We start from the raw sequence: 16,885 nt of genomic DNA, 5'->3' as shown, positions 1-16,885 counted from the left end.
CCCGGCCCGGTCCACCCCGGTTCCGTTCGTCCCGGTTCCGTTCGTCCCGGCCTGGTCCGCCCCGGCCAGGGCCGTCCGCGACCCGTTCGTCCCGGCCCGGTCCACCCCGGCCCCGCCCGTTCCGGGCTGGTCCGTCCCTGGCTCGTTCGGTCCGAATCCGCTTGCCCCAGGGGTGGTCATGGTGTGCGCTCCAGGAAGCCGCGCGACAGCCAGGCCGGCTCCCGGCCCGGGTCGGCCGACAACTCGTCGGACCAGGTCAGCCGGTAGGGGAGCTCGGGGCGCAGGTCGGCGCTGGTCAGGTCGGCGAGGACCCGCCGGGCCGTCACCCAGTCGGGCCCGAGCACGTCGGCGAGCGCCACCCGCTCCGTGCCGCCCAGCAGCGACTCGGCCATCTCCCGCAGCCGCTCGACGGCGGCCCCAGGCGAGGAGTCGAGCGAGCCGGACGGCCCCGGGTCGGGCAGGGCGGAGCGCGGCGGCGTGGGCTGCGCCGGCGCCGGGCGCGGCGCCTCGTCCACCGCCCGCGCGACGGCGGCCGGGTCGTGCCACGGCGCGGGCGCGTCGAAGACGAACCCGTCGAGCACGGCGGCCAGCCGCTCCTTGGAGGCGGTCTGCGCGAACGTTCGCCACGTCTCGGTCGGCAGCAGCGTGAGGTTGCGGGTGGTGCCCGCCGAGTCGGCCAGCCGCCCGGCCGCCCGCCGGGAGGCGTCGCTGTAGGCGTAGATGGCGGCCCGCAGGTCGGTGCAGACCCGGTCGAGCTCGGGCCAGCGGGTCAGGATCGTGCCGTGCAGGCCCTGCGCCCGCCGCGCGATCTCCTCCGTGCCCCACAGCTTGGGCGCCTGCTCGCGCAGCTCCTCGATGGTGCCGGTGGTGAGCGTGATCAGCTCCAGCGCCCACAGCCGGAACGCCCGCGCCAGGTTGGCCGCGCTCTGCCGGGCCTCCTCCATCGTGGTGCGCGGGTCGGCGACGTTGAGGTCTTCCAGGGCCAGCAGCCGGTGCATCTCCGACTGCCCGCCGTCGTCCATCATCCGCCGGATGAACATCAGCCCGACCACGCTGGTGAACGAGGCGCGGTAGCGGAGCTGGTTGGGCTTGGGGAACACCTCACGGATCGCGCCCAGCCCCTTGAGCACCCGCAGCCGGTTGTCGAACTGCTCGCCGGGGTAGGCGCGGCAGGCGAAGCGCATCTGCTCGTGCGTCAGCCACTCCTCGCCCGCCTCCGCGAACGCCGCGAACAGCGTCTCGGCGATGTCGACCAGCACCGGGTCGTCGACCACGGCGCCGCTGTCGCGGGCCAGCGCGGCGAACATGCGGCGGTAGGTGGACAGGACCGCCTCGTCGGTGAGGACGGCGTCGAGGGTCAGGGGCTGCTCGGACACGCGCTCTAAGGTACGGCTTCGCACCGACAGTCAGAGAACCCGGCGCGACTACCAGCCAGTACGTCCCCATTCGCGGCGTACGGGCGCTAGGGTGATCCCCGGTAATGCGGGGGCAAACGGTAAGTAATCGTACATACGGGGTGAGTGAGATGCGGATCCCCGGGCTCCGGGGCGATCGGGGCACGGCGGTCGTCGCCGTCGCCGCGTCCGTGGTCCTGGTCGCCGCGGCGGCGTGGTTCGGTGTGGGCGTCTCCAGCGCCAACCCCAAGCTGGCCGACGTGGGCGCCTGGCTGTGGACCTCGGCCAAGGGCCGGATCGTGCACGTCAACGGCCTGTCCGGCGAGGTGGACGGCTACCTGAACGACAAGGCGGGCCGGCGGCTCCGCGTCGTCCAGGACGGCGGCAACGTGCTGCTCGTGGACGAGCGCACCGGCTTCGTCAGCAGGATCGAGCCCAGCCAGCTCGACGTCACCCAGACCCGCGACTTCGGCGCGTCCGGGCTCCAGCTCGCCGTCTCCGGCGACACGGCCTACGCCGTCGATCCGGCGGCGGGCAGGGTGCAGCAGATCCACCCGTACACGCTGAACTCGGTCGGTGCCCCCCTCACCCTGCCGGGGCCGCTCGGCGCGGCCCGCATCGACGGCGGCGGCCGGCTGTGGGTGCCGGTGACCGCCAGGGGCGAGGTCGTCCCGGTCACGCGGGGCGCGGCGGCGGGCCCGCTGAAGGTCGGCGAGCCCGGCGAGGAGCTGTCCGTGACGATCGCGGGCGGCCTGCCGGTCGTGGTCAACACCCGCGCCGCCGTCGCCACGGTCGTCGGCTCGGACGGCGGCGTCGGCGAGATCACTCTGCCCAAGGGCGTGGCCCAGGCCGCCAAGGGCGGCGCGCTCGCCCCGGCCGCGACCGAGGGCCCGCTGGTGCCGATCCTGGCGTCCGGCGACTCGGGCCTGCTCGTGGTGCTCGACACCGCCTCGAACGCGGTGCTCAGCACCAAGATCGACGCCGGCGACCCGGCCCGGCTCGGCGTGCCGCAGGTCCTCGGCACCAAGGTGTACGTCCCCGACCAGGGCGCGGGCTCGCTGATCGTCTGGGACAGCGCCGCCGGCGGCCGGCCCACCACGCTCCAGGTCGCCGACGGCCCGGGCCCGGTGGACGTGTTCGTCAAGGACGGCCTGCTCTGGGCCAACGACGAGAACGGCGACCGGGCCGTGGTCATCGACCCCGAGGGCCGCAAGCACGAGGTGGACAAGGACGACTCCGACGTCCCCGGCCCCACCAACACCCCCAAACCCCGGCAGACGCCGCGCGACGAGCCGTCCAACACCGACGCCCCGCCGCAGCCGGACCCGGTCGGGACGACGACCGCCCCGGTCCGCCCCACCAGGGCGCGCCCCTCCGCGACGCCCTCCCACGAGCCGTCGCCCGCCAGGACACCCGAGTCCACCCCGACACCGACGCCCACCAGGACGCCCACGTCCACCCCCACGCCCACGCCCTCCGCGCCCTCGGCGCCCGGGGCCGTGACCGCCCGCTCGGGCCCCGGCAAGGTGACGATCGGCTTCAGCCCGTCCACCGGCGGCAAGGTCGAGCGCTACACGCTCAAGACCTCCGGCTCCGGCCGCGCCGTGCCGCAGTCGGTGCCCGCGGACGGGCCCTACCAGTTCGAGTTCACCGGCGGCGACTGCGCGGACGAGTACACCTTCACCGTCGTCGCCCACTGGTCGGGCGGCGAGGTCACCTCGGAGCCGAGCGCCGGGGTGCGGCCCTGCGTGGCCCCCGGCGCGCCGACCGGCTTCGCGGCCAAGCCCAGGAACAAGGGCGCCGAGCTGACCTGGAACGCCCCGGACAACGCCGACGACGCCACCACGTACGAGCTGACCGGCGCGGCCACCAAGGACTCCATCAAGGGCACATCGTTCACCGTGGACGGGCTGAAGAACAACCAGAAGCACGCCTTCAAGCTCAAGGCCAAGAACGCGGCGGGGGAGAGCCCGGAGGCGGCCACGACCGAGGTGGACCTGGCCTACCCGCGCCAGCAGTACCAGAACGCCAGCAACGAGGAGACCAACACCCTCATCAGGCCCGGCCCCTCCGCCTCGGGCGAGGCCGGCAAGATCCCGCAGAAGAAGTACATCACGCTCACCGTGATCTGCCAGGTCAAGGGCGAGTCCTACACCGACAGGTCGACGGGGAAGACCAGCGACATCTGGAACCGCGTGGAGAGCCAGTACGGCAACGGCTACCTGAACGACACCCTGGTGGCCACCCCGGACGGCGGCTTCCCCGAGGGACCGCTCTTCGAGTGCACCGACTGAGAAGGGGACTCAGTTGACCCAGTACCACTACCAGCAGCAGCAGTCGCCGCAGGAGCTGGCCCAGCAGTTCGCGCAGCGCTTCCACCTGCTGGCCGGCAACGTCGAGCGCGTCATCCGGGGCAAGCACGAGGCCATCGAGCTGGCCCTGATCTGCCTGTTCTCCGAGGGGCACCTGCTGCTGGAGGACGTCCCCGGCACCGGCAAGACCACGCTCGCCCGCTCCCTGGCGGCCAGCGTGGACGCCGAGTGGCGGCGCGTGCAGTTCACGCCCGACCTGCTGCCCAGCGACATCACCGGCGTGTCGATCTTCAACCAGGCGCAGCAGAAGTTCGAGTTCCACCACGGGCCGGTCTTCGCCAACATCGTGCTCGCCGACGAGATCAACCGCGCCTCGCCGAAGACGCAGGCCGCCCTGCTGGAGGTCATGGAGGAGCGCCGGGTCACCGTGGACGCCGAGCCGCACCCGGTGCCGCGCCCCTTCCTGGTGGTGGCCACGCAGAACCCGGTGGACATGGACGGCACGTACCCGCTGCCCGAGGCCCAGCTCGACCGGTTCCTGATGAAGATCTCCGTCGGCTACCCCGACCACGTGTCCGAGGTCGAGGTGCTCAAGGGCATGCCGACCGGGCCGCAGGTCGAGCTGCTGCCGGCGGTGGCGCGGGCCTCGGACGTGGCCGGGATGATCGACTTCGCCTCCCGCATCCACGTGGCCGACCCGGTCTACGACTACGTCGTGGCGCTGTGCGCGGCCACCAGGACGAGCCCGCACCTGCGGCTCGGCGCGAGCCCCCGGGGCAGTCTGGCGCTGCTGCGGGCCGCCCGCGTCAAGGCCGCCGCGGCCGGGCGGCACTACGTGGTGCCGGAGGACGTCAAGGCGCTGGCCGGGCCGGTCCTCGCGCACCGGCTGATCCTCTCGCCCGACGCCGAGCTGCGCGACATCACCGCCACCGCCGTGCTCGGCGAGATCACCGCCGGGACGCCGGTGCCGCAGGCGGCGTAGTGCGCACCTCGCAGGCGGACCGGTGGAGCGGGCGGGCCGCCGTGCTCACCCCGCTCGGCTGGGGGACGCTGGCCGGCTCGATCGTGCTGTACGCCGCCGGGTTCGCGCTCGGCTACCCCGAGCCGGTCGTGCTGGCCACCGGCGGGCTGCTCGCGCTGGCCGTCGCGCTCGCCTGGACCCTTCCGCGGCCCCGGCTGGAGGTCCGGCGCGAGGTGACGCCGCTGAAGGTGCCGCGCGGGGACGCCGCCGTGGCCGTCCTCACCGTCGCCAACCTCGGCCGCCGCGGCCTGTCCGGCCTGCGCGCCCAGGACCGGATCGGCGCCGTCGAGCACACGGTCGAGCTGCCCCGGCTGCCCAGGAACGGGACCCGCACGGTGTCGTACCCGCTGCCCACCGGCGTGCGCGGCGAGATCCCGGTCGGGCCGCTGGTCGTGGTGCGGGCCGACCCGTTCGGGCTGGCCCGCCGGGTCCGCGCGTACGGCGGCGCGGTGACGCTGCTGGTCCGCCCGCGCACCGTGCCGCTGCCCGTGCCGCCGTCCGGCCGGGCCCACCACCTGGAGGGGCCGGCCGGCGACAACGCGCCCAGCGGCACGGTCACCTTCCACACCCTGCGCGAGTACGTCGTCGGCGACGACCTGCGGCACGTCCACTGGCGCTCCAGCGCCCGCACCGGGACGCTCATGGTCCGCCGGCTCATCGACGCCAGCCTGCCCACCACGACCGTGGTGCTCGACACGCGCGGCGAGCCGTCCGAGCCGGCGGTGGACGCCGCCGCCTCGGTCGCCGTCGCCGCCGCCCGCGCCGGCTTCCCGGTCCGGGTGGTCACCGGCGACGGGCTGCTGCTGGACGGCAAGCCCGACGCGGAGGCCGTCCTGGACCGGCTGGCCCTGGTGGGCGGCACGGCGGCCGGCGTCGGCGAGGCCATGCGGCTGGCGCGCGGCGGCGGGTCGCTGGTGCTGGTGACGGGGGACCCGGCGGAGGCGGGCCGGGTGGCGGGCGTGCGCCGCCGCTTCGACCGCGTCATCTGCGTGTACGTCGGCCAGGACCCGGTCTCGGTGCCCGGCGTCACCGTCCTGCCCGTCCCCGCCCTCGACGTGCTGCCCGTGCTCTGGGGCTCCCGGTGACCGCCGCCGGGCCGTCCCGGTGGCGCCGGTGGCTGGGGCTCGCCCTGGTCGCGGCCATCGCGGCCACCGCGGGCTGGGGCTTCCACCGGGTGTTCCCCGGCACCGAGCTGCTCCTGGCCGTCGTCCCCGCCGCCGCGGCCCCCGCGCTGGTGGCGGCGCTCACCGCCGGCCGGCCGCTATGGCTGGCCCTGATGCTCGACCTCGTCGCCTGGTTCGCCGGGACCGTCCCGCTCTACCGGGGCCTGGAGCCCGGCCTCCTGAAGGACGTCGCCGACTCCTGGCACGCGCTGCTCACCACCCTCCTGCCCGCGGAGCCGGACCCCGCCCTGCTGGTCCTGGTCCACACCCTGGTCTGGTCGGCGGCCGTGGCCGGCGCCGAGCTGCTGTCGCGCGGCGCGACCAGGATCGCCGCCGCGATCCCCGCCCTCCTGGTGTACGGGGCCGCGCTCCTGCTCGGCGTGGACGGCGAGGGCTCGAACCTGCCGGTCGCGGCCGTGCTGGTCACGCTGATCGGGGTCCTGGCCGTGCTCCGCGACGGCCGCCCGCCGCTCTGGCTGCCGGCCGGCCTCCCGGTGGCCGCCGCCCTGGCCGCCGTCGCGCTGTTCGCGGCGCCGCTGCTGCCGATCGCGGCCCAGCCGTACAACCCGCGCGAGCACGCCGACCTGCCGCCGCCCGCGCGGGTGGACAGCGTCAGCCCCCTGGACCGGGTCTCGGCCTGGCTGCAGATCCCCGACCGGGAGCTGTTCACCGTCCGGGCGGACCGGCCGCTCAACTGGCGGCTGGCCGTGCTCGACCGCTACGACGGCGTGCGCTGGACCTCCGCCGCCGGCTTCCGGCCCACCGGCGGCCGGGTCCCCGAGGGGCCGTGGACGGGCGAGGCCGACCTCGTACGCCAGCGCGTCACCTTCGGCGGCCTGCCCGGCACCTGGCTCCCCGCGGCCGAGCGCCCCGAGCGGGTCACCGGCGTGCGCGGCCTGGCCGTGGACCCGGGCAGCGGCGCGCTGCTGACCGCCGGCAGGCCCGGCAAGGGCTTCACCTACGAGGTGACCTCCCGGGTGCCCCGGCCGTCCAAGGAGGACCTGCTCGCCGCCGTCCCGGCCGGCGACCCGGCGCTGACCGCCTTCCCCGACGGCCCGCAGCGGGCCCTGTTCCGCGAGCTGGCGCGCAAGGCGGTCAAGGGCGCCGAGGAGCCGATGCGGCAGGCGTACCGGCTGCAGAGCTGGCTTCGCACCAGCGCCCGCTACGACGTCACCGCCCCGCCCGGCCACTCGCTGAAGAGCCTGGAGTTCTTCCTGGAGACCACGCACCGGGGGACGTCGGAGCAGTTCGCGACCACGTTCGCGCTCATGGCCAGGACGCTCGGGCTGCCGTCGCGGGTGGTCGTCGGCTTCCGGCCCGGCACGCCCTCCGGCGGGGTCTACCACGTCAAGTCGGGGCACGTGATGGCGTGGGCGGAGATCGAGTTCGAGGGGCTGGGCTGGCGGCCGTTCTACCCGACGCCCGGCCGCAGCGGCGCCAAGGACGACCACGAGGTCGTGTCCTCGGCCATCGAGGAGAGCGAGCAGTTGGAGGGCGAGTTCGCGCGGGGCGGTGGCGGCCACGCGGCCTCCTCCGAGCCGCGGGGCGACGGCCAGGGGGAGCGGTCCGGGGGCGGCCCGTCCCCGTGGACGGTGGGGGCGGCCGGGGGCGGGCTGCTCGTGCTCGCGTACGCGGGCCTCGCGGCGGCCCTGCCGTGGTGGCGCCGGCGGGCCCGCCGCCGCGGGCCGGACCCGGGGTCGCGGGTGCTCGGCGCGTGGCGGCAGGCCCGCGACGACCTGGGCCTGGCCCGCGAGCACGCCCTGACGGCCGAGGACGTCCTCGCCGCCCAGCCACCCGACCTGTCACCTCATCTCCGCCCGCTGGCCGACCTCTCCAACTTCGTGCGGTACGCCCCCGACGCCGTCACCGACACGACCGCCACCGCGGCCTGGCGGCACAGCGACGCCCTGCGCCGCGCCGTCCGCGCCCGTACCCCGCTGCCCGCCCGCCTGCGCCGCCGGCTGCTCCTCCGTTGAGGGGGTAGACGCATACCCCCATTGGGGTTACATTGGGGTTATGCCAAAGATCAACGTTTACCTGCCCGACGACCTCGCCGAGGCCGTCAAGGAGGCCGGCGTGCCGGTGTCGGCCGTCTGCCAGCGCGCGCTGGAGCAGGCGGTCCGCCGGGTGACCGCGATCAGGGAGACCACGCTCACCGACCTCGACCTGGAGCCGCCCGCCGGAGCCCTGACCCACCTGACGGCCAGGGCCCGCCAGGCGCTCAAGCTCGCCGCCGACGAGGCCCGCACCCGGGCGGCCGCGGAGATCGGCACCGAGCACCTGCTGGGGGCCGTACTGGCCGAGGGCGGCAACCTGGCCCTGCACGTCCTGCGGGCCATGGAGATCGACCTCGACCAGGTGCGGCGCGACCTCGACCGGCGCCGGGAGGCCGGTGCCGACGCCACCACCGGCACCGACCCCACCACCGCTGCCACCGTCGGCGCCCCCGCCGAGGGCGGGCCGCGCACCTTCAGTGCCAACGCCGCCAACGCCCTGGAGTTCGCCGTCAACGAGGCCATCTCGCTCGGCCACAACTACGTCGGCTGCGAGCACCTCCTGCTCGGCCTGGTCGCCGAGCCCGACGGCACCGCCGGGCAGGTCCTGCGCGCCCTGGGCGCCGAGCCCCGCGTCACCCGGCGCGCGGTGAGCGCGGCCCTGGCCGGCTACGTCCACCTACGCGCCCAGACCCAGCAGCCCGCGCAGGCCGCCGGGCAGGGGGGCGGGCAGGGGGGCGCGCAGCAGCCCACCCAGGCCCAGGCCGAGCTGCTGGCCGCCGCCATCAGGGCCGAGCTGCAGCCGATCGTCCAGCGCCTGGAACGCCTGGAAGAGCACGCCGGCCTGCGGCCCTGACCGCCGTGAACGGCCGCGCGCTCGGCGCGTTGCGCGCCGCCATCGTCGCCCTGATCCTCGTCGGCCTGGTGATCGGGGCGCTGTGGTGACCCGGCGGGGGGCTAGAGCCAGTCACGCCGTTTGAAGACCATGTAGAGCACGAGGCACACGGCGGCCATCAGCATGATCGCGAACGGGTAGCCGAGCGCCCAGTGCGTCTCCGGCATGAAGTCGAAGTTCATCCCGTAGATCGTTCCGACCAGGGTCGGCGCGAAGAGGATGGCCGCCCACGCCGAGATCTTCTTGACCTCCTCGCCCTGCCGGATGCTGGCCTCGGTCATCCGGGCCATCTCCGCGTTCTGCGCCTGCGTGACCAGCGTGGAGTTGACGACCAGGATGTTCTGCAACATCTGCCGGAAGGACGACACCCGCTCGGCGACCGTGATGGCGTGGTCGGCCACGTCCCGCAGGTAGCTCTGCAGCTCGTCGTTCAGTCCGTACTTGGGCGCCCCCGCGATGAAGCCGTGGATCATCCCGACCAGCGGCGCCGTGGCCCGCTGGAACTCGATGACCTCGCCGGACAGCTCGTACACGCGCCGCGACACCGAGGGGTCGCCGCTGAAGACCTGGACCTCGATCTCCTCGATGTCCTTCTGCAGCCCCGCCACCACCGGCGCGTAGCCGTCGACCACGGTGTCGAGGATGGCGTAGAGCACGGCCTGCGGGCCCTGCCGCAGCAGGGCGGGGTCGGACTCCATGCGCTTGCGCACGCCCTGGAGGTCGGGGGCCTCGGCGTGCCGCACGGTGATGACGAAGTTGGGGCCGACGAAGACGTGCAGCTCGCCGAAGGCGACCTCCTCCACGTCGTCCAGGTAGCGGGCCGCGCGCAGCACCACGAACAGCGTGTCGCCGTACCGGTCGGACTTGGGCCGCTGGGAGCCGACGATGGCGTCCTCCAGCGCCAGCTCGTGCAGCTCGAACTCCTCGCCGAGCTTGACCAGCTCCCACTCCTTCGGCCGGTAGAGCCCGATCCAGGCCATGCTGCCCGGCATCTCCTTGAGGCGTTCGAAGGCGTCGGCGAGCGAGCCGGGATTGTCGACGCGCTCGCCGTCGCAGTAGATCGCGTTGTCGATGACGGTGGGCCGGTAAGGGGGGTCCTCGGCCGCCCGCGGGTCCATCGAGTGCTCCGGCGGCTCCTCGCGCACCTCGCCGCCGCGCCGCAAACTCCTGACCCTGGCCATCGCCTTGGTGTCCCCTCCTGTTAGCCGAGCGCGTCGAGCTGCTGCGCCGCCCGGTCCCTGATGGTCTTGCGCCACATCGGCGTCCAGCCGAACAACAACCCGTGCGGCCGGCCCAGCGCCATCCTCGACCAGCGCTTGAAGTCGAAGTCGTCGTGATGCCGCACGATCAGGCCGTCCTCGAACCTGAACAGCGCGTCCACCTCGTTGACCACCTCGCGCCCGGTGCTGGAGAAGATGTAGCGGGCGGTCCAGTGCGCGGTGCCGGTGTGGTCGTCGGCGGTGACGTCGCAGTAGTCCGAGCGCAGGCCGTCGCGCACGCCGAGTTGCAGCCGCCACATCCGCATCACCCGGTCGCGCCCCTCGATCTCCTGGTAGATGGGATCGCCGAAGCTGACTTCGGGGTGGTAGCAGCTCTCCATGGCCGCGAGGTCGGCCCGCCCCAGGGCGTCGTAGAAAGCGCTGATCAGCGCCACGTGACGATCGTTCACCTTCATATCAGATCACGGTTCGGTCCCCGGCCCGGCACGCGGCCCGGAGCGGATCACTGCCGGGCACCACCTTCCCCGACAACCTGGGATCAAGCGCGCGAGTCGCTCCTGTCCGGCGCCCCCTGGCCAGAATGTCGTTCGGTGGCCGCGGCCGAGACTTTACCTGGATAGGGTGCTGTCTCGATGGACAAGCTCTGGGCCCACCTGATCGAGGTTCAGCCTGACCCCCAGCCCTGGGTCGTGGCGGTCTCGGCACTCGTCGCGCTCGTGATCGTCGGCTTCCGCATGCCCTGGCAGGTGTCCCGGGGCCTGATCACCATCGCCCACGAGGGTGGCCACGCGCTCATGGCGCTGCTCACCCGGCGCAAGCTGGAGGGCATCCGCCTGCACTCCGACACCTCCGGCGTGACCCTGACCAGGGGCCGGCCCAACGGTCCCGGCATGGTGCTGACCGCGATGGCGGGCTACCTCGCGCCGCCGCTGCTCGGGCTGGCCGCCGCCTGGCTCACCGAGGAAGGGCGCATCACGCTGCTGATCTGGGCGGTGCTGCTGTTCCTGGTCTGCATGCTGCTGCTGATCCGCAACCTGTACGGCGCGCTGATCCTCCTCGCCACCGGCGGCGCGGTGTTCGCGCTCAGCATGTACGCCCCCGACGCGGTCCAGCAGGGCGCCGCCCTCGTCGCGGTGTGGTTCCTGCTGTTCGGCGGCATCCGGCCCATCGTCGAGCTGCAGCAGAAGCGGCGCCGCCGGCAGGCCAGGGACTCCGACGCCGATCAGCTCGCCCGGTTGACGTTCCTGCCGGGCGGTTTCTACGTGTTCTTCTTCTTCGTGGTGGCGGTCACCGCCGCCGCATTCGGTGCGTACCTCATGAATCCGCTCTAAACTCGCCTGCGACAGGGGGGAGAGTGAGTACCGCCGTGCTGCCAGCTGAGGACGCGCCCGGCTACCGCGTGCTCGACCAGGCCGGCCAGGGCGGGTTCGCCGTCGTGTACCGCGCCTACCAGGAACGCCTCGACCGCGTCGTGGCGCTCAAGGTGCTGTCGGTCGACCGCGTCGACCAGCGCACCATGCGGCGCTTCCAGCGCGAGCTCCAGCTCACCGGGCGGCTCACCGGCCACCCCAACGTCGTCACCGTCTTCGACACCGGCGTGACGCGCTCCGGCAAGCCGTACATCGCGATGGACTTCTTCGAGAACGGCTCGCTGCGCGACAAGGTCCGCAAGGAAGGGCCGCTGCCGGTGCCCGACGTGCTGCGGGCCGGGGTCAAGCTGGCCGGGGCGCTGGCCGCCGTCCACGAGGCCGGCGTCCTGCACGGCGACATCAAGCCGCAGAACATCCTCATCTCCCGGTACGGCGAGCCCGCCATCGCCGACTTCGGCGTGGCCCGGGTGGTCGACGCCGCCGAGATCTCGGCCACCTCGCAGGCGTTCACCCCGCTGCACGCCGCGCCCGAAGTGCTCACCGGCGCCCCGCACTCCGTCCCCACCGACCTCTACTCCCTCGGCTCCACCCTCTACCACCTGCTGGCCGGGCAGCCCGCCTTCCACAACCCGGCCGACCCGTCGATCGCGCCGCTGATGTACCGGGTGCTCAGCCTCGAACCGCCGCCCATCGGCCGCGCCGACCTGCCGCCGCGGGTCTTCCAGGCGATCCTGCGGGCCATGGCCAAGCAGCCGGAGGCGCGGCCCGGGTCGGCGCGCGAGCTGGCCCGGCAGTTGCAGGGGTTGCAGGCGGAGCTGGGGCTGCCGGTGACGGACCTGGTGGGCCAGGACCCGGGGCCTGGCCCGCACCTGTCCACGGTCCCCAGACCCCACCCGGACTCCCCACCCCCGCCCTTCCCGCCGTTCAACCCGCCGTCCCCGTCCCCGGCCCCGTCCTCAACCTTGGGGCCGACCCCGGCTTCGTCGCCGTTCGCCCCGCAGGGTCCCTCGGCGTTCCCGCCGCCGGTCTCCTCGTCGCTTCCTTCGACCGGTCACCACCTGCCGCCCGCCACGTCCCCGCGGCCCGGGCCGCACCCGGCGGCCCCGGAGAGCCGGCCCGCCCCGAACCCCGCCACGAACCCCGCCCCGAACCCCGCCACGCCGTCCCCGGCGCCGTCGCGCGGGCGGACGCCGAAGGCGCTGCTCGTCGGCGGGATCGTCGCGACGGTGGCCGTCGCGGGCACGGTCGCGGCCGTCTACCTGTCGCTCCCGCCCGGCGCCCCGTCCCAGGAGACCGGCCGCACCACCGGGCAGCCCTCGCAGAGCCCCCAGGACCCGGCCCCCATCGAGGAGAAGGACATCGCCGCCCTGGCCCCCCGCGCCGTCAAGGTGACCGCCGACCGCGGCGCCCTGGTGGAGCTGCGCTGGTCACTGCCGGCCGGCGCCCGCCGCTACCCGGTGGTCCTGCAACGCAGCCCGGTGGCCAAGGGCGAGCAGGCCGTCACCGCCCTCGGCCAGGGCGCGACCACCACCCGCGTCGCCGGCCTGGACCCCGACACCGGCTACTGCTTCCTGGTGGGCGTCCCGCTGCGCATCTCGGAGCAGTCGACGGTCGCCTGGTCGAAGCCGGCCTGCATCAGGGGCGCGAGGGCCCGCCGGTAGGGGCAGGGCTCATCCCAGGAGCTTGCGGGCCGCCTGCTCGATCTCCGCCTCCGACAGCAGCACGTGATCGGCCGCCGCCCCCAGCGGGATGAAGCTGTCGGCCGAGGTCACCCGCGCCACCTGCCCGCCGAACCCGGCGTCGGTCAGCTCCGCCACGATGCCCTCGGAGACGCCCCCGGTGTGCCGGGTCTCGTCGGCGATCAGCACCTTGCCGGTCAGCTCGGCCGCGCGCAGCAGGTCGTCCAGCGGCAGCGGCGCCAGCCAGCGCAGGTCGAGGACGCGGCAGCCGTACCCCTCCTGGGTGAGCCGCACGGCGGCCCGCAGGCTCATCCGCACCCCGTTGCCGAACGTCACGATCGTCAGGTCCCGCCCGTCGCCGTACGAGCGCGCCCGCCCGATCGGCACGTGCGTCTCGGCCCAGCGCGACGGCGGCACGTACGGCGCCAGCCAGCCCCCGTCGCCCTCCTCGAACAGGTCGCGCGTGTGGTAGAGCGCGATCGGCTCCAGGAACACGCACACCGACCCGCAGGTGCGCGCCGCGGCCAGGCAGGTGCGCAGCATGGCGGCGGCGTCGTCGGGCCGCGCGGGCGAGGCGATGACCAGCCCCGGGATGTCGCGCAGCGCCGCCACCGAGTTGTCGTTGTGGAAGTGCCCGCCGAACCCCTTCTGGTAGGCGTAGCCCGCCACCCGCACCACCATCGGGTTGCGGTAGGCGCCGCGCGAGAAGAACGACAGCGTCGCCCCCTCGCCGCGGATCTGGTCGAGCGCGTTGTGCAGGTAGGCGAGGTATTGGATCTCCGGCACCGGCAGCAGGCCCGACACCCCCGACCCGAGCGCCAGCCCCAGGACGGTCTGCTCGTCCAGCAGCGTGTCGAACACCTGCCCCGCCCCGAACCGCTTCTGCAGCCCCCGCGTCACGCCGTAGACGCCGCCCTTCCTGGCGACGTCCTCGCCGAACACCATCATCTCGGGGTGGACGGCGAGCGCGTCGGCGAGCGTGCGGTTGATCGCCAGGGAGAGCGTGAGCGGCTTGTCGTGCTCCGGCAGCGCTCCGGCGAACGCCTTCTCCCTGACGGCGGCGGGCGCGGCGGTGGGGCTGAGGCGGGTGATCAGGTCGGGCCGGCGCGGCGCGATCGGCTCCATGATCTCCTTGGCGGTGCCGAGCCGCGGGCTGCGGGTGGTCTCCAGCGCGATGCGCAGCACGTGCTCGCGGGCGGACTCGTACTGCTTGAGCAGCTCCTGCGGCGTCTCCAGCCCGGCCTCGACCAGCAGCGCGGCGGTGCGCAGCAGCGGGTCGCGGGCCAGGTCGGCGCGGATGTCGCGCTGGGTGCGGTAGGCCACCTCCACGTCGGACCCGGCGTGCCCCATCAGCCGCACCGTGGACAGGTGCAGGAACGCGGGGGCACGGCGGGCGCGGACGTGTTCGACCGCCCGCACGGCGGCGTCGTGGGCGTCGGCCAGGTCGCACCCGTCGGCCGCGAAGTACTCGATGCCGGGCCGCCGCGCGGCCGCCGCCACCCAGCCCTTCGGCGTGCGGACGCTGATGCCGAGCCCGTTGTCCTCGCACACGAACAGGATCGGCAGCGCCTGCCCCTGGTAGGTGGCGTAGGAGGCGGTGTTGAAGCCGGACAGGGCGCTGGCGTGGTTGATCGAGGCGTCGCCGAAGCTGCACACCGCGATCGCGTCGTCGGCCCCCCACTTGGACGGCACGCCGAGCGCCCTGGCGCGCTCGATGGCGAAGGCCACGCCCACGGCCCTCGGCAGGTGGCTGGCGATGGTCGAGGTCTGCGGGATGACGGCCAGCTCGGGATGGCCGAACACCTTGTGCCGCCCGCCCGCGATGGGCTCGTCGGCCGCCGCCGTCAGGCCCATGAGGACGTCTCTGAGCCCCTGCTCGGGCAGCCTGCCCTTCTGCTCGGACCTGGTCAGGTAGAACGCGCCGGACCGGTAGTGCAGCAGCGCGGGATCGGTGGGCCGCAGCGCGGCGGCGACCGCGGCGTTGCCCTCGTGCCCGGCCGAGCCGATCGTGTAGAAGCCCTCGTCCTGCTCGCGCAGCCAGCGGGCGGCGATGTCGAGCAGCCTGCTGTCGAGCTGGCGCCGGAACAGGGCCCTGCACTGCTCGCCGGTCAGCGTGGTGCCCTCGCGGACCGGGCCGGCCGGATCACGCGGGAGCCCCGCCTTCAGCGTCGCCACGGCCTCGGTGAAATGTGTCTCAACAGTGTCCCGCGCCACACCCCGATTATGTCTTCCATCCGGCCTGACGTCTGCCGGTCGGGAGGGTCGTGTTGTGGACCGGTCCTAATTGACCTTGATCTATAACCGTTTGTCAAAATACTCAACTTCGCCGGTCATATATGGGTCTATTGAAGGGACACACGTGGCACCCTCAATGCCGCGTTGAAGCAAGGGTCTCCAGAAAGGAACCCGCATGTTACAACGCATCCGTGTCGCCGCATTCGCCGTTCTGATCGGCGCAGGGGGCCTGGTGGCCCTCGCACCGGCCACCGCGACCGCGGCCTCCCAGGAAACCGTCGTGATCGGCCGGGTGCAGATCACCCCCAAGCCGCCGATCGACGTGACCAGCGGGCCGGTCACCGCCACCTTCACCTTCTTCACGAAGAACGCGGACGCCGCCACGCTCCAGCTCAAGCCGCCCGCGGGGGTCTACACCTCCGCCGGTGACCTGACCAGGACGCCGGTCCGCGGCTGGATCAAGTGGACCGGCACCAAGAAGTTCGAGACCTCGCCCACCGGCACGTGGAGCTACCTCGCCACGGCCACGGGCGGCGGCCAGGAGAAGTCCGCCACCGGGACGTTCGAGGTCGCCGTCAAGAAGCCGGCCGACACCAGCTTCGCCGGCTTCGGCGTGCGGCCGGGCGTGGCCGGCCGCGGGGACGTGGTCAGGGTCTCCGGGCGCCTGCTCGCCGACGGCGAGGGGTACCGGGGACAGAGCGTCTCCGTCCAGTTCCGCGGCCGCCACTCCGGCGACTTCCGCGAGGTCGCCAAGGTGACGACCGGGAACGGCGGCTGGTTCGCCACCGGCGTCCGGGCCTGGCGGAGCGGCTCGTTCCGCGCCGTGTTCACGGCCACGGCCGCGGCCAAGGGCTCGGTCAGCGACCTGGCCGGGCTGGTGATCCGGCACCGCGCCGTGGACAGCACGATCGCCGGCTTCGACGCCCGGCCCGAGCCGGTCGCCAAGGGCGACACGCTGACCCTCACCGGCTCCCTGCGGGCCGAGGGCCGCGGCGGGCTCGCCGGGCAGCGCGTGTCCGTCTTCTTCAGGGCCGCGGGCTCCACGCGCTGGGAGTACGTGACCAGCGCGGTGACCGGCCGGCACGGCTTCTTCCGCGCCTCGGCCACCGCCGCCGCCTCCGGCTGGTGGCGCGCCCAGTACGCGGGCACGCGCGGCGTGAACGGCACGGCCGGCGACGCCGACTGGGTCACCGTCACCCAGCCCGCCCCGCCGCCCGAGGAGACCAGGGCCGACACGCGGCTGACCGCGTTCAACGCCTACCCCGAGCCGGTCAAACGCGGTAAGTACCTAAAGTTCAGGGGCAAGCTGCAGATCTCCGACGAGGGCACCTGGGAGGGCTACGCCGGCAAGGTGGCGCTGTTCTTCAAGAAGGCCGGGTCGAAGAAGTGGGAGTACGTGAAGTCGTTCCGCTCCGGCGGCGGCGGCCACCTCTACGTCAAGGCCAGGGCCTGGGACTCCGGGCGCTGGAGGTTCACCTTCAAGGGCGACGGCGACGCGTACGGCTCCACCAGCCGGACGGACTACGTCCGGGTGATCCGCTGAACGATCTGAACTGACGGCAAGGCCCGGGGCTCCCACCCCGGGCCTTGCCGTCCGCCGGC

General features: G+C 73.9%; 12 protein-coding genes. 8 read left to right on the top strand and 4 right to left on the bottom strand.

The window, feature by feature from the left end; all coding sequences use genetic code 11:
• Positions 1–176: 176 nt before the first annotated feature.
• Positions 177–1,376 (bottom strand): hypothetical protein, encoded by a 1,200-nt coding sequence (locus tag AB0H75_RS12620; RefSeq protein WP_367794926.1) that lies wholly within the window; start codon positions 1,374–1,376, stop codon positions 177–179.
• A gap of 149 nt (positions 1,377–1,525) precedes the next feature.
• On the opposite strand from AB0H75_RS12620, the gene AB0H75_RS12615 reads away from it, so the two are divergent.
• From AB0H75_RS12615 to AB0H75_RS12595, 5 genes are read left to right on the top strand one after another with little or no spacing between them, the layout of a single operon-like run.
• Complete coding sequence (locus AB0H75_RS12615) at positions 1,526–3,688, top strand: hypothetical protein (RefSeq protein ID WP_367794923.1); 2,163 nt, start codon at positions 1,526–1,528, stop codon at positions 3,686–3,688.
• A gap of 13 nt (positions 3,689–3,701) precedes the next feature.
• On the top strand, positions 3,702–4,688 hold the full coding sequence (locus AB0H75_RS12610; RefSeq protein WP_367794919.1) for an AAA family ATPase: 987 nt from the start codon (positions 3,702–3,704) through the stop codon (positions 4,686–4,688).
• The gene (locus AB0H75_RS12605; protein ID WP_367794916.1) at positions 4,688–5,812 is read left to right on the top strand and encodes a DUF58 domain-containing protein; all 1,125 of its coding nucleotides are present in this window, start codon (positions 4,688–4,690) and stop codon (positions 5,810–5,812) included. The genes AB0H75_RS12610 and AB0H75_RS12605 overlap by 1 nt, the downstream gene beginning before the upstream one ends.
• Entirely contained in the window at positions 5,809–7,866 is a 2,058-nt protein-coding gene (locus AB0H75_RS12600; protein ID WP_367794913.1) for a transglutaminaseTgpA domain-containing protein, read from the top strand. The genes AB0H75_RS12605 and AB0H75_RS12600 overlap by 4 nt, the downstream gene beginning before the upstream one ends.
• 40 nt (positions 7,867–7,906) lie before the next feature.
• Positions 7,907–8,740 carry a Clp protease N-terminal domain-containing protein gene (locus AB0H75_RS12595; protein ID WP_367794910.1) on the top strand — a complete coding sequence of 278 codons (834 nt, stop codon included), beginning with the start codon at positions 7,907–7,909 and terminating at the stop codon, positions 8,738–8,740.
• A gap of 101 nt (positions 8,741–8,841) precedes the next feature.
• Here the strand turns inward: AB0H75_RS12595 and AB0H75_RS12590 are convergent, their stop codons facing one another.
• Together AB0H75_RS12590 and AB0H75_RS12585 are read right to left on the bottom strand one after the other, a co-directional pair.
• The gene (locus AB0H75_RS12590; RefSeq protein WP_367794908.1) at positions 8,842–9,960 is read right to left on the bottom strand and encodes a magnesium and cobalt transport protein CorA; all 1,119 of its coding nucleotides are present in this window, start codon (positions 9,958–9,960) and stop codon (positions 8,842–8,844) included.
• Between the two features lie 20 nt (positions 9,961–9,980).
• Complete coding sequence (locus AB0H75_RS12585) at positions 9,981–10,454, bottom strand: nuclear transport factor 2 family protein (RefSeq protein WP_367794906.1); 474 nt, start codon at positions 10,452–10,454, stop codon at positions 9,981–9,983.
• 177 nt (positions 10,455–10,631) lie between these two features.
• Here AB0H75_RS12585 and AB0H75_RS12580 point away from each other — a divergent pair, with 177 nt between their 5' ends.
• Together AB0H75_RS12580 and AB0H75_RS12575 are read left to right on the top strand one after the other, a co-directional pair.
• Entirely contained in the window at positions 10,632–11,330 is a 699-nt protein-coding gene (locus AB0H75_RS12580) for a M50 family metallopeptidase (protein ID WP_367794904.1), read from the top strand.
• Positions 11,331–11,365: 35 nt separating this feature from the next.
• Positions 11,366–13,030 (top strand): protein kinase, encoded by a 1,665-nt coding sequence (locus AB0H75_RS12575; protein ID WP_367794902.1) that lies wholly within the window; start codon positions 11,366–11,368, stop codon positions 13,028–13,030.
• Positions 13,031–13,039: 9 nt separating this feature from the next.
• Here AB0H75_RS12575 and AB0H75_RS12570 read toward each other — a convergent pair whose 3' ends face one another.
• Positions 13,040–15,262, bottom strand: a complete 2,223-nt coding sequence (locus AB0H75_RS12570) for a thiamine pyrophosphate-dependent enzyme (protein ID WP_367794900.1) — start codon at positions 15,260–15,262, stop codon at positions 13,040–13,042.
• Between the two features lie 196 nt (positions 15,263–15,458).
• Between AB0H75_RS12570 and AB0H75_RS12565 the strand changes: the two genes are divergently transcribed.
• Positions 15,459–16,826, top strand: coding sequence for a hypothetical protein (locus AB0H75_RS12565; RefSeq protein ID WP_367794898.1), 1,368 nt, complete (start codon positions 15,459–15,461; stop codon positions 16,824–16,826).
• The last annotated feature ends 59 nt before the right edge of the window (positions 16,827–16,885 follow it).

The organism is Nonomuraea sp. NPDC050783 (assembly GCF_040802095.1).
Taxonomy (GTDB): domain Bacteria; phylum Actinomycetota; class Actinomycetes; order Streptosporangiales; family Streptosporangiaceae; genus Nonomuraea.
Note: the sequence above shows the minus strand (reverse complement) of the source record. Positions and strands in the feature narration are given on the sequence as shown.

Bases quoted from the DNA above. Each gene is read 5' to 3' on its own strand.
- AB0H75_RS12595 (WP_367794910.1), top strand. From the start codon at position 7,907: ATGCCAAAGATCAACGTTTACCTGCCCGACGACCTCGCCGAGGCCGTC.
- AB0H75_RS12590 (WP_367794908.1), bottom strand. From the start codon at position 9,960: ATGGCCAGGGTCAGGAGTTTGCGGCGCGGCGGCGAGGTGCGCGAGGAG.
- AB0H75_RS12565 (WP_367794898.1), top strand. From the start codon at position 15,459: ATGTTACAACGCATCCGTGTCGCCGCATTCGCCGTTCTGATCGGCGCA.
- AB0H75_RS12615 (WP_367794923.1), top strand. From the start codon at position 1,526: ATGCGGATCCCCGGGCTCCGGGGCGATCGGGGCACGGCGGTCGTCGCC.
- AB0H75_RS12585 (WP_367794906.1), bottom strand. From the start codon at position 10,454: ATGAAGGTGAACGATCGTCACGTGGCGCTGATCAGCGCTTTCTACGAC.
- AB0H75_RS12580 (WP_367794904.1), top strand. From the start codon at position 10,632: ATGGACAAGCTCTGGGCCCACCTGATCGAGGTTCAGCCTGACCCCCAG.